20 protein-coding genes and 4 pseudogenes are annotated in these 20,920 nt (G+C 69.3%); 13 read left to right on the top strand and 11 right to left on the bottom strand.

Annotation, left to right across the window (positions count from 1 at the left end; translation table 11 throughout):
• Positions 1-100 precede the first annotated feature (100 nt).
• The 4 genes from glxA (at position 101) to F7R91_RS43460 (ending at position 4,009) form a co-directional block, all read left to right on the top strand.
• A complete protein-coding gene (gene glxA / locus F7R91_RS39455; protein ID WP_225321064.1) occupies positions 101-1,798 on the top strand; it encodes a radical copper oxidase GlxA in 1,698 nt (565 codons plus the stop codon).
• Positions 1,799-2,048: 250 nt separating this feature from the next.
• Positions 2,049-2,405 (top strand): hypothetical protein, encoded by a 357-nt coding sequence (locus F7R91_RS39450; protein ID WP_150958393.1) that lies wholly within the window; start codon positions 2,049-2,051, stop codon positions 2,403-2,405.
• A 22-nt stretch (positions 2,406-2,427) separates the two neighbouring features.
• On the top strand, positions 2,428-3,051 hold the full coding sequence (locus F7R91_RS39445) for a hypothetical protein (RefSeq protein WP_150958390.1): 624 nt from the start codon (positions 2,428-2,430) through the stop codon (positions 3,049-3,051).
• Positions 3,052-3,646: 595 nt separating this feature from the next.
• Complete coding sequence (locus F7R91_RS43460) at positions 3,647-4,009, top strand: hypothetical protein (RefSeq protein ID WP_225321063.1); 363 nt, start codon at positions 3,647-3,649, stop codon at positions 4,007-4,009.
• A gap of 98 nt (positions 4,010-4,107) precedes the next feature.
• Here F7R91_RS43460 and F7R91_RS39435 read toward each other — a convergent pair whose 3' ends face one another.
• The 5 genes and pseudogenes from F7R91_RS39435 to F7R91_RS39415 form a co-directional block, all read right to left on the bottom strand.
• Positions 4,108-4,596 carry a DUF5959 family protein gene (locus F7R91_RS39435; RefSeq protein ID WP_150958389.1) on the bottom strand — a complete coding sequence of 163 codons (489 nt, stop codon included), beginning with the start codon at positions 4,594-4,596 and terminating at the stop codon, positions 4,108-4,110.
• A gap of 113 nt (positions 4,597-4,709) precedes the next feature.
• On the bottom strand, positions 4,710-6,137 hold the full coding sequence (locus tag F7R91_RS39430) for an FAD-binding oxidoreductase (protein WP_225321062.1): 1,428 nt from the start codon (positions 6,135-6,137) through the stop codon (positions 4,710-4,712).
• The gene (locus F7R91_RS39425) at positions 6,134-7,048 is read right to left on the bottom strand and encodes an alpha/beta fold hydrolase (RefSeq protein ID WP_150958387.1); all 915 of its coding nucleotides are present in this window, start codon (positions 7,046-7,048) and stop codon (positions 6,134-6,136) included. The genes F7R91_RS39430 and F7R91_RS39425 overlap by 4 nt, the downstream gene beginning before the upstream one ends.
• Before the next feature lie 152 nt (positions 7,049-7,200).
• Positions 7,201-8,847, bottom strand: a complete 1,647-nt coding sequence (locus F7R91_RS39420; protein ID WP_331000722.1) for a LuxR C-terminal-related transcriptional regulator — start codon at positions 8,845-8,847, stop codon at positions 7,201-7,203.
• A gap of 336 nt (positions 8,848-9,183) precedes the next feature.
• Positions 9,184-9,809: pseudogene (locus F7R91_RS39415) on the bottom strand (IS5 family transposase); the annotation flags it as partial.
• Positions 9,810-9,937: 128 nt separating this feature from the next.
• Here F7R91_RS39415 and F7R91_RS44560 point away from each other — a divergent pair.
• The 3 genes and pseudogenes from F7R91_RS44560 to F7R91_RS43445 all read left to right on the top strand — a co-directional run bounded on the left by F7R91_RS44560 (position 9,938) and on the right by F7R91_RS43445 (position 11,527).
• Positions 9,938-10,360, top strand: coding sequence for a CBS domain-containing protein (locus F7R91_RS44560; protein ID WP_225321068.1), 423 nt, complete (start codon positions 9,938-9,940; stop codon positions 10,358-10,360).
• A gap of 190 nt (positions 10,361-10,550) precedes the next feature.
• A pseudogene (locus tag F7R91_RS39405) lies at positions 10,551-11,168 on the top strand (transposase family protein); the annotation flags it as partial.
• A gap of 176 nt (positions 11,169-11,344) precedes the next feature.
• Complete coding sequence (locus F7R91_RS43445) at positions 11,345-11,527, top strand: hypothetical protein (protein WP_225321070.1); 183 nt, start codon at positions 11,345-11,347, stop codon at positions 11,525-11,527.
• A 203-nt stretch (positions 11,528-11,730) separates the two neighbouring features.
• Here the strand turns inward: F7R91_RS43445 and F7R91_RS39400 are convergent, their stop codons facing one another.
• Positions 11,731-12,168 carry a tautomerase family protein gene (locus F7R91_RS39400; protein WP_150958383.1) on the bottom strand — a complete coding sequence of 146 codons (438 nt, stop codon included), beginning with the start codon at positions 12,166-12,168 and terminating at the stop codon, positions 11,731-11,733.
• Positions 12,169-12,285: 117 nt separating this feature from the next.
• On the opposite strand from F7R91_RS39400, the gene F7R91_RS39395 reads away from it, so the two are divergent.
• From F7R91_RS39395 to F7R91_RS43740, 3 genes are all read left to right on the top strand, one after another.
• Entirely contained in the window at positions 12,286-12,846 is a 561-nt protein-coding gene (locus F7R91_RS39395) for a TetR/AcrR family transcriptional regulator (protein ID WP_150958381.1), read from the top strand.
• A 367-nt stretch (positions 12,847-13,213) separates the two neighbouring features.
• Positions 13,214-13,492 carry a hypothetical protein gene (locus F7R91_RS39390; RefSeq protein WP_150958379.1) on the top strand — a complete coding sequence of 93 codons (279 nt, stop codon included), beginning with the start codon at positions 13,214-13,216 and terminating at the stop codon, positions 13,490-13,492.
• A 352-nt stretch (positions 13,493-13,844) separates the two neighbouring features.
• Positions 13,845-14,351: a SapC family protein gene (locus tag F7R91_RS43740; protein WP_150958410.1), complete on the top strand. Its 507-nt coding sequence runs from the start codon at positions 13,845-13,847 to the stop codon at positions 14,349-14,351.
• A gap of 255 nt (positions 14,352-14,606) precedes the next feature.
• Here the strand turns inward: F7R91_RS43740 and F7R91_RS39375 are convergent, their stop codons facing one another.
• On the bottom strand, positions 14,607-15,152 hold the full coding sequence (locus tag F7R91_RS39375; protein WP_150958375.1) for an ABATE domain-containing protein: 546 nt from the start codon (positions 15,150-15,152) through the stop codon (positions 14,607-14,609).
• Positions 15,153-15,259: 107 nt separating this feature from the next.
• Here F7R91_RS39375 and F7R91_RS39370 point away from each other — a divergent pair, with 107 nt between their 5' ends.
• The 3 genes from F7R91_RS39370 (at position 15,260) to F7R91_RS39360 (ending at position 17,072) form a co-directional block, all read left to right on the top strand.
• The gene (locus F7R91_RS39370; protein WP_150958373.1) at positions 15,260-15,559 is read left to right on the top strand and encodes a hypothetical protein; all 300 of its coding nucleotides are present in this window, start codon (positions 15,260-15,262) and stop codon (positions 15,557-15,559) included.
• 77 nt (positions 15,560-15,636) lie between these two features.
• Positions 15,637-16,791 carry a DNA alkylation repair protein gene (locus F7R91_RS39365; protein WP_150958371.1) on the top strand — a complete coding sequence of 385 codons (1,155 nt, stop codon included), beginning with the start codon at positions 15,637-15,639 and terminating at the stop codon, positions 16,789-16,791.
• Positions 16,788-17,072: a hypothetical protein gene (locus F7R91_RS39360; protein WP_150958369.1), complete on the top strand. Its 285-nt coding sequence runs from the start codon at positions 16,788-16,790 to the stop codon at positions 17,070-17,072. Before F7R91_RS39365 ends, F7R91_RS39360 begins: the two co-directional genes overlap by 4 nt.
• A 901-nt stretch (positions 17,073-17,973) precedes the next feature.
• Here the strand turns inward: F7R91_RS39360 and F7R91_RS39355 are convergent.
• The 4 genes and pseudogenes from F7R91_RS39355 to F7R91_RS39340 form a co-directional block, all read right to left on the bottom strand.
• Positions 17,974-18,234: pseudogene (locus tag F7R91_RS39355) on the bottom strand (IS21 family transposase); the annotation flags it as partial.
• Between the two features lie 191 nt (positions 18,235-18,425).
• Positions 18,426-18,746: pseudogene (locus F7R91_RS39350) on the bottom strand (transposase); the annotation flags it as partial.
• A 7-nt stretch (positions 18,747-18,753) separates the two neighbouring features.
• Entirely contained in the window at positions 18,754-19,977 is a 1,224-nt protein-coding gene (locus F7R91_RS39345; RefSeq protein WP_150958367.1) for a hypothetical protein, read from the bottom strand.
• Positions 19,978-20,677: 700 nt separating this feature from the next.
• The coding region (locus F7R91_RS39340) for an integrase core domain-containing protein (RefSeq protein ID WP_191971856.1) at positions 20,678-20,920 on the bottom strand (243 nt) is incomplete at its 5' end.

Below are 20,920 nucleotides of genomic sequence, written 5' to 3'. Positions count from 1 at the left end.
GCGGGAGCCCGGTGGACGTCGCAGTGCAGGCCGGGTCGGGCCGCGGCACACGGGGGAGGCGGCGGCCCGACCATCCAGCTGTCCCGGGGGGATCCGCGACATGGAGGGACATGCCGGGCGCCGTCGTGCTCGTCGTCTGCTGGTCGGCACCGTGGTGGTACTGGCGCTGGCCGGTCTGAACGGGCCGTGGCTGTACCGCGTCGGGAGCGAGAAGTACCACCACTACGAGATCAACAGACCCGAGTACAAGGCGGAGAACGGGCACTGGGACGTCGTCGACGTCCCCGAGGAGTTCCGGCAGAACACCATCCACGCGGCCTTGCTGTACACCGGCAAGATCCTGCTGGTCGCCGGGTCCGGCAACAACCTCGACAACTTCGACGCCAAGAACTTCCGTTCGGTGGTCTGGGACCCGGTCGAGAACACCTTCCACGAGGTGAAGACCCCGGCCGACCTGTTCTGCGCCGGCCACATCCACCTGGCCGGCGGCAAGCTGCTGTTCGCGGGCGGCACCAAGCGCTACGAGAAGCTCAAGGGCGATGTCACCAAGGCCGGCGGGCTGATGATCGTCCACAACGAGGACCCCGACAAAACGGTCACCCTGCCCGCCGGGGCGCAGTTCACCGGCAAGCAGAACCACAAGACGTTCGTCGCCAAGGACCCCGTCACCGTCAAGCCCGCCAAGAAAATCTTCGACAAGAAGACTGGGAAGTTCCTGCGCACCGAGGCGAGCGTGAACCGCGTCTACGTCGAGGCTCAGAAACGCGGCAAGCAGTACGAGACCGGCGCCCAGGAGAACTACCGCGTGCAGGGCCTGACCGGCTCCGACGCCCGCAACGTGTACGGCATCGCCAACAAACTCGGCCTGGACAAGAAGGACTTCCAGGGCATTCACGACGCCTATGAGTTCGACCCGGCGACAGAGAAGTTCACCAAGGTCGCCCCGATGGACGAGGCCCGCTGGTACCCGACCCTGACCCGGCTCTCCGACGGGCGGGTGCTGGCGCTGTCCGGGCTGGACGACATCGGCCAGGTGGTGCCGGGCAAGAGCGAGATTTACGACCCGAAGACCAGGACCTGGAAGTACAGCGGAAAGGTCCGGCAGTTCCCCAACTACCCGGCCGTCTTCCAACTGCCCGACGGCACCTTCTTCTACTCCGGCTCCAACGCCGGCTACGGCCCGAACGACGTCGGCCGCGCCCCGGGCATCTGGCAGTTCGCCACCAACAAGTTCACCAAGCTGCCCGGCCTGGACGACGCGAACTTGATGGAGACCTCCGGCACGGTCATGCTCCCGCCCGCCCAGGAGGAGAAGTTCATGGTGGTCGGCGGTGGAGGTATCGGGGAATCGACCAAGTCGTCGAAGAAGACCAGGATCATCGACCTCACGGCGGACAGCCCACACTTCAGGGACGGCCCGCGGCTGGCCGAAGGCACCCGCTACCCGGAGCTGTCGATCCTGCCCGACGACACCGTGCTGATCACCGGCGGCTCCCAGGACTACCGGGGCCCCTCCGCCGAGAACATCCTCCAGGCACGCATCTACGACGCGAAGACCGGCGAGATGCGCCGAGTCGCCGATCCCGAAGTGGGCCGCAACTACCACTCCGGCTCCATCCTGTTGCCGGACGGCCGGGTGATCACGTTCGGTGGTGACTCGCTCTTCGCCGACAAGGCCAAGACCAAGCCCGGTGTCTTCGAATCGCGCCTGGAGATCTACACGCCGCCGTACCTGTACCGCACCTCCCGGCCGTCCCCGCGGTACGTCCGCAGGCATGTGGAACTACCTCGCCACTGACGGCTTTCCCCGTGCGCCGCACGGCTGCGGCGATGTCCCGCAGATTCCCGAGACCCTGGCCGCGCCCTGGGGGAACTGCTCAGTCGGGTAGCCGGCCTCGCGAAACCAGGGCCCCGTCACGCCGGGCCGTGGTGGCGGGCTGCGGTACCCGTGCAACTCGGCGCGCGGAGACTTCCGGATTCCGGCAGTGACGGCGGACCGTGCGCGGGGGCAGACTTCGCACCGAGGAAGCGCGGAAAGGGTGTGGGACGTGGTGGTCTTCCTGTGGTGCTGGATCGGCCTGTTCACAACGGTACTGCTCCCTCTCGGCATCGCCATGCTCCGTGGCTGGGCGCCGAAGAAGGCCCGCGCGCGGTGGTCCCCGGCGCGGATCCGTGTGCAGGGGGTCTCCGCGCTCGTGCTGTACGTGGGCGCCATGGTGCCGGCGGTGGCCGAACTGGCGGGCATGCCCGGCGAGGCAGCCGACATCCTGCGCTCCGCGACCTCACCCCATCTGCTGTTCCTGAGCCTGGGACTGCAGGGCGGCGCGGCCCTGACCGACTGGTTCGGACGACGGACCCAGCCGTGGACGGGCCCGTCCACGGCGCAGCCTCGGCAGTGCGACTGACCCACATCCGGAAGGCGAGCCCATGGTGCTGAAGAGCCGGGTCAGAGCGAAGTACGCACACCTGTTCACGTCTCCCGCGCAGGCCCGGCGACGGGCGCGCCGCTGGACCGTCTTCGCCGGAGCGCTCGTCGCGTCGCCCTTCGCCGCGCGCCGTGGCGGCTGTCGGCCTGCTTCCCGCTGGGTTGCGATCGCGCTGATGCTGACCGCCGGACCGGCCGGGCTTTTGCTGCTCACCGAAGTGAACACGGAGCGGCCGCCACAGCGCCGCTCCGGAAACCGTCTGACCTCGCGGACGCTGACCGGTGAGCGCACCGTGGACCTGTCCCGTATCGAGCGGGTACGGCTGCTGACCTACTTCTCCCGCAGCGGTGTCTCAGAACGCGTCCTGCTGGTGCGCGACGCTTACGGCGTGTCCCTCGGCCTCACCAGTCCGACCTCCCACAGGGCGCTGCGCCGAGCCCTCGAACACCCCCCCAGGCGCGGCCCCCGGCCACGGGCGAGCAGGGCGGCGCTGGCCCATCTCGGCATGCTCCCCGCTCCTGGCCGCCTCGCCGCCCACACCGCCGTCGTCTGGCTGGCCACGGTGCGGACTCCGCGGTTATGTGTACGCCGTGCTCGCACTTGCCACCTGAACCCCGAACACTGAGCGCCGTGGGATCGCTCACCGGTCAAGCGTCTCCAGGCCAGCCGCTTGCCGCCCGCCGTGACCCGCCGCTGACCGGCACCTCACCGCTGGACATCCCATCGTCACCAGGCAGGTGAGAGGCGTTCAGGACTGCCGGAGTCCGGCATGGTGGCCGCCGCGGTGTGGCTCTATGGTGACCGTGTGGAGGAGGATGAACTGCTACTTCACGCCTCGTCGTTCGGCGCAGCGGCGGTCGCCTACGCCGAGCACCGCCCTGACTACGCGCAGGCCGCGGTGGGCTGGGCGCTCGAACCCGCGCCCGGCCCACGCGTGCTCGACCTCGTTGCCGGAACCGGCAAGTTGACCGCCACGCTGGTCGCCCTGAGTGCCGAAGTCATCGCGGTCGAGCCCGATCCGGCCGTGCTGACCGAGCTGGGCCGCTCGCTGCCGGGTGTCCGTTCGCTGTCGGGTAGTGCCGAGGCGATCCCGCTGCGGACGCTTACGTCGATGCCGTGCTGGCTGGCAACGCCATGCATTGGTTCGACATGGCCGTCGCGGGACCCGAGATCGCTCGGGTCCTCGCACCCGGCAGCTTCTGGCCGGCCTGTGGAACCTCATGGACGACCAGGTCGAGAGGGTTGCCGAACTCGCACGGGTCAGCGGGAGCGCGGCCATCGGCCTGCGTGACACGCCCGCCGGTTGGCGCGCCGAGACGGCCGGCATGCGCCTCCCAAAGACCGGCGTGGCCGCTCGGTTCGGCTTGCCGGAGCAGGCAGAGTTCCCGCACGGGCAGCGGCGCACCGCCAACTCTCTCGTCGCGACCATCGCGACGCGCGCGGGGATGCTGGTCATGCCGGAACAGGACCGAGAGGCCGCGCTGGGCCGGATCCACGCATTCCTCGCGAGTACGCCGGAGACCGGCCGCGGCGAGTTCACTCTGCCGATGCTGACCGGCGTGCTGCGCGTCCGGCGGCTGTGAAAGCCATCGACCGCCCGACATTCGCTTGATGCTGCAGCCGCAGTTGTTGTGACCGGTGGCCCGGCTGCAGGGAGGGGCAGCCACCATCCCCGGCCTTCTCACCGCTCCAGCCGGAAGCGGCTCCTGACCGCCGCAAGCAGCTGGTCGTGGGCGCCCCAATCGGGCTGATTCACGATGGGCACAGTGACGAAGACCTGCGAGCCGGTGACGTCGCAAACGCTCACCTCCGTGCACCCGCTCTCATTCTCCTCCGTGGGGTCGATCATGATCCGCGGGGAGCGTCCGCTCTCCAGCCAGGTAGCTTTCCTTCCGGCCGCGACAGACTCCAGAACCTCGGCCCAGCCGTCGAGGTCATACGCGTTGAGATACAACTCGACGCGGCCACTGACGAATCCGGTGTTGACCACAATCTCAGCGTGAAGGGCGTCGTACTGGTCGGTACCGGAGAAGCTCGTTCCTCCGATGATGCGCAGGGAGACGCTCTGTTCCTCGTCCGACAGGCGGATCAGCTCGATGGGGCTGGAATCGGGCACGTCGGTACTACCTCTTTCTGTCCGATGTGTATTCCTGGACTGCATGGCGGTCATGACGGTCAGTGACCACGGCGGCGGTGGTCCTGGGCGTGGTCCTGCCCAAGAAAGGAGGCCGCACCTGACCGGACGCCGGCAGCAGGGCGGGAGCCGGACATGAAGACGGCCCCTCATCTGCCTGGCCGGATGTTGCGGTTGACTCGGAAGACGTTGTCCGGGTCGTACTCCGCCTTGATCTGACGGAGGCGCTCGTAGTTGCCCCGGTACGCGTCGGCGGTTCTGGTGGCGTTGTCCTCGGCCAGCTGGAAGTTGACGTAGTTCCCGCCGGTCGAGAACGGACGGATCCGCTCCCATCCCTTGCGGACGGCGGCCACGATCCCGTCGCCGTCGGCGTGCGGAGGCCACACTCCGGAGAAGCCGCTGATGAACCGGGCTTCCCGGTTGCTGGCAGCTCCGCCGTCCCCGTCGGACTCGTTGAGCGCACCCGCGAGGTGGAAGATGACGGAGAACGACAGGGGGGACGCGACCTCCAGCGCGGCGTCCCGGAAGGTGGGGAGGTACTCGCCCGGCAGGCCGGGGAGGAACTCGGCCTTCCAGTACTGGTTCAGCCCCTTGGGCTCCATCGCATCGAGCATCGACTGCTGGGCCGCGTACGGCTTCGCGCCGATCAGGTTGAAGATCGGTTCTCCAAGGGTGCGGAGCGGGGCGAGGTCGGCCTCGGCGTTCGCGCCACTGTGGCAGACGAGCAGTGCGGCGACGGGCTTGAGGTGCCACTCGTTCGGGACGAACGGTGCAGGCGGCGCGAGCCGGATGAGCGCCACCGCCGTCAGTTCGCGGGGAGCGGCCGCGGTGAGTTCCCGGTACGTGGCCAGCACCTCGTCCGCCCGGTCGGCGCTCCAGGCGGCCAGGCCGCCTGTGATGACGGGGCCGACCTCGTGCAGCCGGAAGGTGAAGCGGGTGACGACGCCGAAGTTGCCGCCACCGCCCCGGATCGCCCAGAACAGATCCGGGTTCTCCGCCCGGTCGGCGGTCCGTGTCCTTCCGTCCGCTGTGACGATCTCGACCTCCTCCAGGTTGTCGGCCGCCCAGCCGAACCGGCGCGTCAGGTAGCCGAATCCGCCGCCGAGGGTCAGACCGGCGATTCCCGTCTCGGATACGAATCCGAGCACCGTCGCGAGGCCGTATTGCTGGGTCGCCCGGTCGACGTCCTGCAGCAGGCATCCCGGGCCGACGTGCGCGAGGCGGGCGGGCGGGTCTACGGTGACCTCGCGCATGCGGGACATGTCGAGGGTCAGCCCACCGTCGGCAAGTGCCGTTCCGGCGATGTTGTGGCCGCCGCCCTTGATGCTCAGCAGCAGGCCGTGGTCCGCGGCGAACCGGACGGTCGTGGCCACGTCCCGGGCGGAGGCGGGCTGGACGACCAGTGCCGGCTTCGCCGCGACCATGGCGTTCCAGACCAGGACGGCGTCGTCCCAGCCTTCGTCTCCGGCCGTGAGCAGGGGCCCTTCGATCCGGGTGCTGAGCTGCTCGATCTGGGCAGAGGTCAGGCCGACGTGCCCGCCGCCGAGCCCTGCGACCTCGAACATTCTCGTGCTCATGCCGACTGCTCCTTCCTCGTTGGCCCCATCGCGGTGCGCAGCGCGTCGAGGAAGAGCTCGGGCTGCTCCGTGGCGGGGTCGTCCCGGCAGTCCTCGATCACGTGCAAGGGCCAGCCGTACCGGACGCTCGCAGCCTGCGCGGTGCGTAGCCCTACCTGGAGGCCGTACCGACCGTGGATCAGGTCGGTGGGGACGTCGATCTGCGTGAGATCGCCGGACGGGATCGCAGGCATGGCGACCCGTCGGATGAGGCTGCGTAGCGCCGTCTGCACGCTCGGGGTGCGGGCGCGGTCCAGGGCGTAGTCCAGCAGCGGCTGCCACTGCTCTCCCGTCTGCTCTTCCACCCGGTCCATGTCGAGGAAGCAGTGGCTGAATAGGCGGTCTCGGCTCTTCGGTGTGGGCCGGGCCACGAAGCCCATCATGGGCAGCGCGAAGCTCGGCGTCGGCCGGAACAGGGCCAGGCCCAGCGTCTGGACCAGGATCAGGTGGGCGAGGCGGTCGCCATGGTGCACCGCGTACCGCGCGGCGATCGCGCCACCCAGCAGGTGTCCGACCAGTACCGGCGGCCTGCCCTGGCAGGTCTGGTCGATCAGCTCGTCGAGCCACGTCAGGACCGTTTCGGCGTCGAGTCGGCCATCGCGTACCAGCGATGCGCCATGGCCGGGCAGGTCAGGAACGATCACCCGGTGGGTCCTGACCAGGTCGGGGAGAACCCGGATCCAGATGGCGGCGAACTCACCCTGGCCGTGCAGCAGCACGAGGGGCGGGCCGTCACCGCCTTCCAGGACGGCGGTGGACACCGTCGCCAGCTGAAGTCGCCGCTCCGTCAGCGGCATCGCGGCGAGGAGCAGGTCGCGGGCCTGCTGACCGTCGGGCCGCTCCGGGCGCGCTGTCCTGTCCTGTCTGCTCATCACGGACTCCCTCGTCAGTGCCTTCCAGCCCCTTGAGACCGGTGCGGTCTATGAGGAAAGGGTCCGCTTCCGGCGGCGGCATCCGCATCGGTCGTATCGACCAACTCGGCCGGAGCCTGCGGTGTGGGTAATTCTGTGCAGGCGGACAGGCCCTATGCGAGGTCGTGCTCATAGGCGTACGCGGTGGCCGCGGCCCGCGAGGAGACACCCAGCTTAGTGAACATGTTGCTCACGTGCCGGGCAACGGTCTTGTCGCTGATGACGAGCCTGTCCGCGATCTCCCGGTTGGACGCACCGGTTGCGATCAGGCGGAGCACCTCGACCTCGCGAGGGGTCAGCCCTCCCCGACTCGGGTGCGGGGCCCGGCCCGCCCGGCCCATGAGCTGACGTACCTCCTTCAGCGCCGGAACCGCTCCCAGCTGCTCGAAGACCCGGCGGGCGGCCTCCAGCTCCATCTCGGCCGTGTCGTGGTCGCCGATCCGGCGGCATGCCCGCGCCATCTGCAGCCGCACCCGGGCGGTTTCGTAGGGAGCGTCGATCTCGTGCCAGGCCACCCATGCACCACGCAGGACCGCGCACGCGCCCTCCGGTTCACCGGCCGCCAGGAGCACGGACCCGTGCCCGTTCGCGACCACCGCCCGCAGGTACGGCGAGTCGAAACCGGCAGCGATCTTGGCGAGTTCGTCCACCGCGGCCTGAGCGTTCTCGACGGCTCCGGCGGCGAGCTCGATCTCCACACAGCCAACGAGCACTCTGGGCCGTTCCTCCGCCCCCTCGGTCTCCTCGACCGTCCGGCGGATCGCGGCGGCGGCGTCATCGAGGCGGCCCTGCGCCAGGCGGAGCAGCGCCAGGCCCGGCTGTGCCGGGTGCCCCCGGTCGATGGCCTCGCGGTAGTAGCTCTCGGCCCGGGAGAAGTCGCCGCGCAGCCGGAACAGTTCGGCACGCTGGTACAGCGCCATGCCCATCACCGGGTCACCGGGCCGGTCGGACAGGTGCTCGCACGCCTGCCGCGCCTCGTCCATGGCGTCGGCCCACTCACCGCGCAGCTGCATGATCTCCGAACGGTGCACCAGGCACTGGCCCCGGTACGGCTTGAGGTCCTGCTGCGTGGCGCACCAGCGGCTCAGCGCCGCCGTCCACTCCTGCACGCGACCAAGGTCGAAGATTCCGCGGCAGGCGAGGATCACGGCGCAGTAGACGATTCCGGCGGTGACCGGCGACACCTCTCCCGTGGTCACCGCCACCATGGCCTCGTCCAGCATCGCGACGCCCTGCGCCGCGCGGCCCTGCGCGACCAGCGCCTGGCCCTGCCCCAGTGTCCCGAGCGCCCGCAGGTCGGCGTCGTCGAACCGGTCGGCGATCTCGGTGATCTCCACGCACGAGCGGCGCGCCGCCTCGGGATCGCCACGGTCCAGGGCCTGCAGCGCCATGGGGATGCGCAGGTACCCCTCCTCGGCGCAGTCCAGCGCGGTGTTCTCAAGGATGTTCTGCGCCCGCGCCAGCCATCCGCCGCCGCGGGCGTGCTCGCCGTGGAGGACGAGCGTGAGCCCGGCCCAGAACGCACACCGCACGGCCGGCGCCGCTTCCCCTCGCTTCAGGAACGCGTGGTGGGCCCGCTCCCAGGTCCCGGTCGCCGCGTCGATGGCTCCGATCAGGTACGCCGCCCGCGCCATCCGATCGAGATCATCGGCCTCCAGCTGGCCCTGTCGGTCGGCGGCCGACAACTGCTCGTACGCGTCCCGCCACGCCAGCCGCTCGTACGCCTCGCGCCCCTGCATGCGTGGATCAATGGTGGTCATGAGTACTCCCGCGAGCAACGGGTCCCTGCGGGCAGCGTACGTGGTGACCGCGAGCTGCGCCCGCGCCGTCCGGTGAGCAGCGGACAGGGGTCCAGAGCGTCTGGACCGGTTCCCCTCCCCCGGGCAGACCCTCACTCCCTTCTGTGGCCGGTCCTCCGCCTGGCCCAAGGAGTGCTGCCCGACGACGGTCGGCGGGGCAGGCGTATCAGCGGCGGTCCCTGCTCTACCGGAACCGCGCGAAGGAGGAGGCAAGGTCATGGACATGTGGGCAAGGAGAGATGAGCCTTGGCAGAGGTCGGGTGCCTTCGTCGTCGCGGACCGCGTCCCGGCGTCGCAGTAGGCGCGGTTGGCGCGCGAGGAGTACGCCTTATCGCCCCGCACCCGCAGCGGACGCATCCGGGGGCGTCCGCCACCGGTGCGGGGTACCCGAATTGCTTCGAGGACCGGCTCGAACTGCGGGCTGTCACCTCGCTGGCCAGCGGTGATCAGCAGCGACAACGGCTCCTGTCCCTGCTCACAGGCCAGGTGGATCTTCGTGGTGAAGCCGCCCCCCCCGACCGGCCCAGCCCGTGATCGTCCGGCTCTGTCCGCACCCCGCCCGGCGGTTCCTTCTGTCCAGCTCCGTCCCGGCGGGCACCGGCAGCATGCTGATGGGCACGACAGATCGTGGAGTCGACGTTCACCTCCCACGTGATCAGGCCGGCCGCATCGGCCCGCGCTTGCAACGCGGTCAGGATCCGGGACCACACACCCTCGTGCTGCCAGCGTCTGAACAGCCCGTAGACGGTCTGCCAGGGTCCGTACTCAGCTGGCAGATCCCGCCATGGCGCACCGGTCCGCACCCGCCACCGCACGCCATCGATCAACCGCCTTCGGTTCCGCGCCGGACGTCCGACCCCCACCACCGGCAACAACGGTTCCAGCACCGACCACTGCTCATCCGAAAGATCCCCACGCCCCACACCAAGATCATCACGGCACGAGGCGTGGTCAGGAGCTCAGTTCCAAAACACGGCCTAGGCGGGCTGGGGCTGGCGGTCGTCGGCTTCTTCGTCCTGATCATCGCCGGTGCCGAACGTCAGCGCGCGCAATTGGTCCCCGCGCTGCGCGGACTGAGAGCGGCCGATGCCATGTCGAGCCGCGTGGAGAGCTGCCCGGACTGGTTCACTGTCGAACGCTGCGTCCAGGACGTGGCCCTGCGCTCCCTCCACTCGACGCTTGTCCTGACCGATTTCGGGGGACGCCCAGCGGCCTGCTGCGCCTGCCCCGGCTCGCGCGCATCCCCGCCGAGCAGCGGCAGACACTGCGAGTCCGCGACGCGGCAACCCCGCTCGCGCGCCTGACCACCTGCACGTCGGACGAGTTCCTTCAGGACGCGCTGGAAAAGCTCCGCCCGGGTACCGGCCTGCCCATTCTGGTCACCGACGGCCGGTCCCTGATGGGCGTCATCACCGCGCGGGACATCGCCCGGATCGTCCAGCGTCACACGTTGCGCGGAACGGAGAACCTGTGATGCCCGTACAACTCCGACCGGTCGAAAGGCGGAGACTCCGACTCGGCTTCCACAGGCCCGGCGGCGGCCGCCCGGCATGTGTCGGCAGCGCCATGCGACTGACGCCTCTACTTGACACATACGGCCTTGGGAGGAATGGCCGTGGTTGAGGGGGCCGTGACAGGAGGACGGCCACGCGGGTTCTCAAGGTGTGAATCACGAGCTACTCCGCGTGGCCTTGTCCCATCCTGCCTTCACCGGTGTCTCTCGCCAACGCTTCGGCGATTTGCTCGAAGAACTCGCGCCACGCTGGGAATCGGCCCGCGAGTCCGCGCTCGCCGAACAGCGAGGTGGTACGCGCAGGCGAGCCGCCGGAGCCGGGCGCAAGCCGAAGCTGGTCTTCGTCGACCGGCTGCTGGTCACCCTGGTCTGCCTGCGCCTGGGGATCCCGCACGAAGCGCCGGCCGAGCTGTACGACGTCGACCGCTCCACCGTCTCCGGCGCCGTGCGGCAGGTGCGGCCCCTGCTCGCGGCCCGCGGCTTCGCGGTACCCGACCGTCCGGGCCTGCGCCTGCGCACCCTGGAAGACCTGTTCGCCTACGCCGAGGCCGAGGACGTCGACCTGCGCATCGACGGTGCCGAGGTGCAGGTACGGCGCCCACGGGCCGGACGCCCCGGCCGCAAGGCGTTCATCTCCGGCAAGAAGAAGCAGAACACCATCAAGAGCACCACATTCAGCGACCACCAGGGCCGCGTGCTGTTCTCGGGAGTCATCCGGCCAGGCAGGATGCACGACCAGACTGCGGTCAAGACCGAGGGCATCACCGAGCAGCTCCGTCAGCACCCGAGTGTGAAGGCCGAGGTGGACGAGGGGTACCGGGGCCTGGCCAACGAGTTCCCGGGCCAGGTCTCGGCTCCGCCGAGAAAGCCCAAGGACGAGGCGAGCGAGGGCGACAAGCGAGCTGGCGCGAGGCCAGGCGCCGCCAGTCCTCCCGCCGGATCGTCGTGGAGCACACCAATGCCGAGTTCAAGCAGTGGCACCCCCTGCAGCGCTACACCGGACGCCGCGAGAGCTACGCCGAGACCCACCTGGCGATCACCGGACTCGTCTCCGACCGCGCGGCCCGCAGGACGACCCGCCGCCGGCACAGCACTGAGATCGTGCTCCTCCGACAGGCCGCCTGCTGATCACCCACCAGCCGAACCGCCAGGCGAGCATGCCCCGATCTCAATTCCTCCCGAGACCGTTACTGCATGCCCGGTGCACCCCCGCCCGGTTTCCGGCAAGACCGAAAGAGGCAGCGGCCGTTGGTCGACGCCGGGCTCGGCGCGCCTTCCGGCGACCCGAGACACCGCGGGGGTCTCGGGTCGCCGGTACGCCGACGGGTCGGTCAGGCGTGCGTCCCGGGGGTGGCCGCCTGGGTGATGGCTTCCACCAGGCGCTCCCCGGTGTAGGCGTGGCCTCCCATGCCCCAGCCTCCGTCCGGGGCGTTGACGATGTTGATCCGGATGTCGTCGCGGTCGTGGCCGGGCGTCATGAGCTTGTACGCGATGTCGGTGGCCCTCTCGATGAAGGAGGCACGGGCTTCGACGGACGGCAGGCCGATGTCGGGCAGCTTGAGTTCGATCAGTACGAGGGATCGGTTGGTTCCGCCCGCGTACACGTGCTGGGGGTCGAGCAGGTGCAGTACGCCGGCGACCATAGGCGTGAAGAAGGTGTTGCCGGTCAGACCGCTCACCTCGATGAGCGCCTCGGAGAGCTGCGGAATGATCTCCCGCTCGCCGGTCGGAGTGAGGGCGCCGGCGGAAGCGATGACGGCGATGGGCATGAGTGTGCTCCTCGGTTCGATGACAAGCGATCGACTAGTACGTACGTCCTAGCGAGAAGAACTCTGGAGTAGGATGGGCGTCCTAGTCAAGTGGGAAGGCACAGGGAGGGCGGCGGGATGGCCAAGGAGACCCGGAGCCGGATGGTGGACGCCGCGGTCGAGGCGTTGCGGCAACGTGGCTTGCAGGGCATGTCGTTCACCGATGTGCTCGCGCGGAGTGGGGCGGCCCGCGGCGCCATCTACCACCACTTCCCCGGCGGCAAGAACCAGTTGGCCGCAGAGGCCGTCACGCAGCACGGCCGTGAGGTGCGCGACCGGCTGGCGGAGCTCGGCACGGCCGACCCGAAGGTTGTCGCCGCGGCTTTCGCGGAGTTCGCGCGGCCGGTCGCCCGGGCTGCCGCACAGGGTGCCGGGTGCGCCGTCGCCGCCGTGACCGTTCCCGCGGACGAGGAGAGTGGCGAGCTGCGCCAGGCTGCCGCCGCGACGTTCGCCTCGTGGACGGAACAGCTCGCCCGGACCCTGACGGAGGCGGGACTCGCGGCGGCCGACGCGGAGGAAAAGGCTGCCTTGCTGGTCGCCCTTCTCGAAGGCGCACAGGTGCTGTGCCGGGCGAGCGGCAGCACGGAGCCGTTCGAACGAGCCGTCCGCGCCACACTGACGCTCTTCGCCGATCCCTGACGCCGCCCCGGCCCCCAAGGCGGGGCGTACGTCATGAGCCCTTCGATGGACGCCCTGACCCCGATGACCTGGCTCGCGCGCTCGCCTCCGCCCGGGCCGGGCTCCCGTCGGGCGTGAGCAGCCTCGCCCGACATGCCCTCCCCGGGCGCTGGAGTTGGACGGCCTTCTCCAGGGGCCGTCGGCTTCCTTCTCCGCGTTGTCGCTTCTCGCGCGCCACCTCGGGGCCAACGAGTGGGGTCCCGGGTCGTAGGACCGCACCCGGAACCTCAGAGCCGACAGGCCGCGACCGGGATCATCGGCGACGCCGAGGAGACCCACCCGCGTTCTCGCGACTGAGCTGGTGCGGTTCCCGAAGTCGAAGGAGGGCATGGGTGCGTTCGCGGCAGCGAAGCTGATGACGCTGGTCGTGGGGTGGGCAGCCGCGAAACGGACTGTGCTGCTCGCCGTAGTGCTCAGGCCGGGCGGGCTGGTCGGTTCCAAGGGAGCGGGAGGCAAGGCGGCTGCCGCCGAGCGGGAGGCCGAGGCGCCGGGCCTGCGTACACTGCCAGGAAGCCTCGCAGGCCAGCGAGTGGCGGTCATGTGCACCGGCGGCAACGCCGACGAAACCGAACTGCGGACCTGCCTCTCCGCCACAACCTCAGGCTGATGAACGAGTTCGTGCCGTGATCGAGCGCGGTGGCCTGCCTCCGTGCCACCGTGGTGATCAGCACTCCCACCCCCGGAGTGCCGACGGGCGCAGGACGAGGCGCCTCCCGGCGGATGCGCCTCCCTGGCACCAAGTCCCGTACACGACCTTGGCTTTCGAGGCACTCCCGGACTTGGGCCGGGGCGAACGCAGGCCGGCGACGAGAGTCTTTCCCCGATCGTCTTCACGGCACCCGGCGTCCGCGTGGACGCCGCGCTGCGGCTGCTCGGCACTTGGACGGCGCCGATCCCCGCCAGTAGGGGAACTGATATCGTCCGTCACGGATTTATGTATAGAAAAACGTGACTTCTGAATCGAAGGGAGATCCCATGCAGATCGTGCCGTTGAACAGGGAAGACCACGCGCTACTCCGTATGACCTTGCCACGGAAGGCGCGTTTCGCCGGCACGGAGCACCTCGTCTCGCTCCAGGCGGCGGAGTTCGCCAAGGCCGCGGTGGCTTACCCATCGTCCTCTCCGAGGGGCCGACCGGGCTCACACCCTGCGCCCTGCAGGGTCTTCAGCAGAGGGCCGCAACCAGTACGTCACGGCAGACGGGAGTTGGCGCCCCCCACACATACCGGCCGGCCATGATCCGCGCGTACCCGTTCTTCCCTGTCGAGGAACAGGACGGACAATTTGGCGTGGGTTTCGACGCCGACTACGAGGGCTGGAGCACCATCGACGGTGATCGCCTCTTCCAGGACGACGGCTCCCCCGCGCCAGTCCTGGCCGACCGTCTCGAACTCCTGCAGTGGTGCGTCACGGAGACGCAGCGGACCCAGACTTCACGAAGGAGCTGCTCCGTCTCGGCCTGCTGAAGCAGGAGACGCTGACGGTGACGGGAGCCGACGGCGCCTCCGTCGCGCTCGGAGAATACTGGGTGGTCGACGAAGAGAGACTGCAGAGCTTCAGCCTCGGCGATCCCTCGCCGACCTGATAGGTCTCATTGTCAAGGGCTATCTGGGCGCCATCCACGCCCACCTGATCTCCCTGCACCACCTGCCACGCCTCACGGGAGAACTCATCGGCGGCTGATGGAGGCAGGGACAACTCGGGGCGAGGCCGGGCCGGGTTCAGTCCGTGCGCTGCTCACTCCTGCGGGCGGCGCGTGCACGGTTGCCGCAGCCGATCGAGCACCACGCCTGATCCCTCCTGCGCGCGAGGAAGAACATCCCGCAGCTCGGTGCGGGGCAGCGCCGCAGCCGTGCTTGCTCCGGCCCGGCGGCGAGCACCAGTGCCTGCCGGGCGACCGCCGCCGCGACCGGCCCGCCGGCCTCGTGCTCCGTGAGTCGGCCGGCGTCGTCGACTCGAAACGTCACCGGGGCCCGCGCGGCCAGGGCGTTGAGCCGCGCCCGCGCCGGTCTCGGCAGCGGCGCCTGCCGTGCCGCCGCGTCCAGTGCCTCCCTGAGCGGGGCGCGCAGGTCCGCCAAGTCCTCCAGGGGCAGGTCGGCGAGCTCCCGGTCGACGGCCTTATCCCGCCAGGAGGCCAGCAGCTCCGGATCGGTCAGCAGGTCGACCTCCTCGCCCGCGGGTCCGGCTCCGACGAGGACGGTGTTAGCCAGATCCAGTACCGGCAGCTCTCCGATCCACGGCATCTCGCGCAGGTTCCTGAGCGTCATACGCCCAACCTACCGGAAGCACGGATTCGCTCCGCCAAACACGTGATAGCTTTGATCACGGATTTGAAGTCACAAACCCGTGAAATGCTTTTCGAGAGGAACTTCCTGTGAGTGCGACCATCGAGTACGTCCGCTTCGAGACCACCGACCCGGCGGAACTGACCGCCCAGCGCGACCGGCTGATCTCCCTCCTGCGTGAGCGCTACGGAAGTGACTTCCTCGGCGCGCACCTCGCCCACTGTGAGGACGGCTCGTTCCTCGACCTTCTCCTTTGGGCCTCCCCCGAGGCTGCCGCACGCGCGGCGAGCGAGATGCCCGGCGATCCCGCCGCCGCCGGGTTCTTCAGCCTGATCGGCGAGGTCCACGAGATGCGGCACGCCGAGATACTGCACAGCACCCAGCAGTAGCCGAAGCGGTGCCGGCGGCGCATCGACCAGGCGGCCGAGCGCGCCGCCCGTACCGGCCCCTACGAGAAGGGAAAGCCGTGCCCACGGCCGACGAACTGATCAACGCACACACCGCCGACCGGCTCGCTACCGTCATTGCGGCAGCGGGCGCCGCACCGGCCACCGCCCTCCGCGACTGCGGAGCCCTGCTGGAGGGCCTGGCCTTCAGCCGACGCGTCACCGCGGTGAAGGAGGCCGTCCTCGCCGACCTTCCGGACGCCTACCCGGCCTTCGCCGACGTCGTCCGCGCGGCCCTGCGCCGAGCTGACTTCACCGGCTGGATGACCTTCCCCGTCAACGCGGCAGTCTCCGAACGCGCGCTGGAGGACGGCGTGTTCGAGCCCGCGCTCGATCTGCTCGCAGAGCTCTCTCCGCTGCTCACCGCGGAGATGGCGGTACGCCCCTTCTTCGGCGCCGATGCGCCGCGGGCCCTGGACCGGGCCATGCGGTGGACCCGCCATCCCGATCCGCACGTCCGCCGCCTGGCGAGCGAGAGCACCCGCCCGCGCCTGCCATGGGCACCCCGGCTGACCGCGTTCGTCGCCGATCCCGCCCCGGCCCTGCCCGTCCTGGACGCGCTGTACCGGGACCCGAGCGCCTACGTCAGACGCTCCGTGGCCAACCACCTCAACGACATCAGCCGCGATCACCCCGGTACGGCCGTGGCCACCGCCGGCCGCTGGCTCGCCGAGCCCGCGCCCACCACAACGGCCCTGGTCCGCCACGGACTGCGCACGCTCCTCAAGGCCAGCGACCGCGACGCTCTGGCGCTCCTCGGCCACGACCCCGATGTGCGCGTTCGGGTCGTCGGCCCCGATGTCTGCACACCCCACGTACGCCTGGGTGAGGAGCTGGTCTTCGGCTACGAGATCGCCAACACCGGGACCCGTCCCGCCCGTCTCGCCATCGACTACGTCGTCCACTACCGCAAGGCGAACGGAAGCCTCTCCCCCAAGGTCTTCAAACTCACCCGTCGAGACCTCGCCTCGGGCGAGTGCTGGTCGGGCGTCCGCAGGCATTCCTTCCGGGAGCTCAGCACGCGTCGCTACCACCCCGGGCTCCACCGCGTGCGACTCCAGATCAACGGGCGGCCTCACGGGGCCGCCGAATTCGCCCTCGGCGCCAGCCGGGACGCGGCCCCGGCCGGGGTATCCAGCTCTCCTGACCGCCATCAGGAGAGGGCGGTCCTGTGACCGGCCCGGCCGGGCCGGATCCCGGCCCGGGCGACCCCGGCCCGGTGATCTTCATGGAGGTGGTCGCGGCAGCCCTGTTCTGCGCCTTCGCCCTCTTGCACGTGGCCCTGTTCCTCACACCCGAGGCATGGCGGGAAAGCGCACCGGCCCGGCGAAGCTGGAGAGTCCTCGGCGCGCTCGGCCCGGCCGCGATCGCCGTGCTCGCGGTACTCCTCTTCTACGACGTCATGGCCGCCTGCCGGGCCGACAAGGCGGCGTGTCCCAGACCGGCCACCCGCTGAGCCCACGGCCACCAGAGCCTCGGGGGCGGTGACACACGTCGTCCCGCTGCCGTACCCCGAAAGAACATCAAGCCGGGCTGCCCGGTGGTACAGGCGGCCCGGCGTTTCCGCACGGCTACGCCGCCTCGGCCACGGCGGCCGGAGCCGTGGCCGAGCCCGGTCGCGGTCCGAGGACAGCCTCGCGAACAGTTCGTTGAAGACCTCATCGGGGATCTGCCGGGGAGTTCGCTGAGGCTGCCGCGGCCGGAACAGCCCCGACCGCTGCGGGCGCCACGGTTCCATCGGGTTGTGGTGCGAGTTCACCCGAGGCGCCCTGGCCAGTGGAAACGGGTTCACCAGCGGACCGGTTCCGGCCTCCAGGTGGTGGGCGTAGAAGCTGCGGAGCACCGTCTCGCTGTGCGCGACCGTCGAGGAGGCATAGGTCGTTCCGATCGGCCGCTTCCCGGTGATCGGATTCACGGCCCGGTCTGTACGCGGTTGTGCACGTTGGGCTGTACGTCGGCGTCGGGGAGGCTTGGCGGTGATCTGGATCCACCGCGAGAAGTCGCGGGCCTCGATCCTCGTCGCCTCGTTCCACGGTATCTCGATCGCCCACAAGAAGCGGAACCACCGCAGCAGATCCATGCCGTAAGAACGCTGAGTCGTCGCGGGCCGACCCGCCGCCTGCAACTCGTGCAGATACGCGGTCACCGCACACCCCGGGACCCCCACGGGATCAACCAGCTGATACGGCTCCCACAGATCGCCGGCCTCCACGAGCGAGCCCACCCGAGGGACCACCAGCGAGCTCAAGGTTTCTCGGTAGATCGTCACCTTCAGCCATGGCAGGGGACCGTAACCACCCCGCTTCCCGCCTGTCCGAAGAACAAGGAGAGAACGTCCCGTAGTTCAGTCAACACGCCCAGGGCCGATAGACCCGTCGCCGACCGGCCCTGAACTGGGCTTTCGCCTCGGCAACGGTGCGGCGGGTGGTGCGTTCCCCGCCGGTGAAGCCCATCGCGACGATCCTCTTGTGCACCACGTCCGCGCGTATCTTGCCCTGCGAACGGACCACCAGTTCCTCGATCTTCGGCAGAGAGTCGTCGATCGCGCGGGCCCGGTGACGGCGCTGGTCAGGGTGCTGGCCGACGGCCCGCATCTTCACATACCGGGCCACTGTGTTCGACGTCTCAACTCAACAGCCTCGATCGTTCATGAGTCCCCGTCAGCTTGTTGGCGGGGATTCTGTGTCTGTGTGGTGGGGTCTTTTCGGGGCTGGGGCAGGTTGAGGTCCCGGCTGTCGCGTCGGGTGGGCGCCGGGTTCCACTTCGCCGGTGTGGTGATGCGGGTTGTCGGGGTGGTCGAAGTTGCTGGTCAGCCGGGGTTCGGGAGGCTGTGGAGCCTGCCGATCGCGTGGGTGATGATGTCGGTCCAGGGCCATCGGGCGGTGAAGCGAAGCCAGTGGCGGCGGCCGGTGTTCACGAGCTGAGCGGCGGCGGAGAACAGGCGCAGGCGGAGCTTCTTCGGTTCCCAGCGGCGGGTTTGGCCGGTCAGGGCAAGCATCGGCATCCAGGCGAGGAGGTCGAGTGCGAGGTAGATGATCTTCAGCCAGATCCGGTTCTGGGCGGTGTCGTGCAGGGGCAGGTTGCGCAGGCCGGTGTCGCGGGCGCCTCGAATGCGGTCCTCGCATCGGGCTAATCCATCAGGTCCGGCTGACCACGCCACACTCCTCGCCCTCGACCCCAGAGTCGTCGTTCAGCGAGCGGCTGCGGTCGTACGGGTCCTCGGCCGGACCAGTCGGGGGTGCTCCGGTCGCGGTCTCGTCGGGGAAGCTCGGGTGGAAGTAGCCGTCGTCGACCCCGCAGTCATCGTTGCCGTAACTCGCGTCCCAAGCTTCCAACCAGAGCTTGTCCTCGGTCGCCAGCCACTGACGCGGGTCGGCCACGGTCACCGTCAGATACCGCCGGATGATGGTGCGCGCCACCACATCACTGTCCCCATGAGCCCTGACAACCGGGTAGACGAAGCTGTAGTCGGCGTGCACCCGCACCTCACCCCGCCGCGCGGCCTCGAACGTCATGTGCCCACGCACCTTGACCACCTCACCGGCCAGGACCACCTCATCCGGATCGAACCGGCTGAAGAACCGGATGGGTTCGTTCTCATGCGTCGGCTTACGCAGCGACCGCCGCACATCGGACACGACATCCGACTGCTTCGGGTCGAGCAACGCAAGCGCCTTGTCGGGCTGCCCACCCCGAAGAACGGCCGGATCCAGATTGGCGGCCACAAGGAACTCCTTGGTGCGACGCAGGGCAAGCGCCACATCCTCCCTGCTCATCCCCGGCACCGCCTTGGTGGCAGGCAGCTCGATCGCATCGGCCCCGTCGGCCCACTGCGCTGCGGGCGACCCGAGGAACGGCTGCTCCCGCGTGGGCAACGCGTACTGCTCCACCTCACCCGGCCCCGCGGTCGGCAACGCCGTCTCGGCAGGCAACGGCGACGGCGACGCGACCGCCCCCGTCCCACCCGACTCCCGCCCCTGGATCCGATCCAGCACCAGCGACGGCCGCACGGCAACGACGGCCAGCCCCACTGCCAGCAACACCCCCACCACAGAAGCCGCCTTGCGCCGCCGAGCGACCTTCCCATTCATCTCCTGCCAGGCTGGCCCGGTCCGCCACCCCGACGGAGTCCACGCCTGCGGCTCCGGCACCGTCTTCCGCCCCCACCGCCGCCGACCACCGCCGGCCGCGTCCTCATCCTGCTCCCGCAACCGCCGAGCCACCATCCGAGCCCGCGCCGACGGCTCCTTCGGCGCGGCGCTTTTCCCATCCCCCTCAACGGCATCCCGTAGGAACGAATCCCACTGCTCATCGGGAATCGAGGACTCGTCGGGCTGCTCGGGAGGCGAAACGGTGCTCAAGGGACGCTCATTTCAGAAACGGTGGACGGCGGCCACACGCATCCGGGCCGCACAAGATCGCCGCAGGCATCCTTCTTCGCCACCGCACGCGATGTACAGACCTGTACGGAATCGCACGAAACCCGTGATCAAATCGCTACCGACCCCACATCACCGCGCGCCCGCTGATCAGAACAAGTCACCCCGACGCCACATATTGCCGGCCAACTCCCCCAGCCGCCCAACACCCTCCGCATCCCTCACCCGCCCTTGGGCAGCACACACATTCCGCCCACCGTGTCGTCGACGGACAACCCAAACAGGTTCTCGGTCTCCTGGCACCGGGAGAACGACGCCCAGTTGACGGTGCAGAGGAGACGGCCGTACGAGCGTGGACCCCGACCTCGTCCACACGAACGCTGCACCAGCCCGTGAGCCCCGCGCCACCACCGAAGAACGGGGCCGCGGCAGCCCCCCGCAGGGGCACCTCGCAAGCCAGGCGGGTCTGTACGGTCTCCCGTGTAATTGATGATCAAGGAAGAGACATCGAGTGACTGACACCGTGAACCGGACCCCGGCAGCCGGACAGATCAAGGCGAGGACAGTCCGGCAGGACGTCAGTCAGTGATCGCGTCACGACCACCGGGGACCCGCGTACCACTATGACTGTCGGTGACTGAGGGGCCCTGCGCTTCTCGGACAGCGGCGTTGAGGGTTCTCCTTATGCCGTTGCCTGCAACTCCTCGTACTCGGCGTGGACTTCTGCGGGAGTCTTGTAGCCGAGTCCGGAGTGGAGGCGTTTTCGATTGTAGAACATCTCGATGTAGCGGACGATCGCCTGGTGCGCATGTGCGCGTGTTGGGAACGTAGTTCGGTGCACGAGTTCGTTTTTGAGGGCGCCGAAAAATGATTCAGCCATCGCATTATCCCAACAGACACCGGTGCGGCCGACCGACGCTCGCAG

The organism is Streptomyces luteolifulvus (genome assembly GCF_008806595.1).
GTDB lineage: Bacteria > Actinomycetota > Actinomycetes > Streptomycetales > Streptomycetaceae > Streptomyces > Streptomyces luteolifulvus.
The sequence above is the reverse complement of the archived record's forward strand: the minus strand, read 5'-3'. Positions and strand labels throughout refer to the sequence as shown.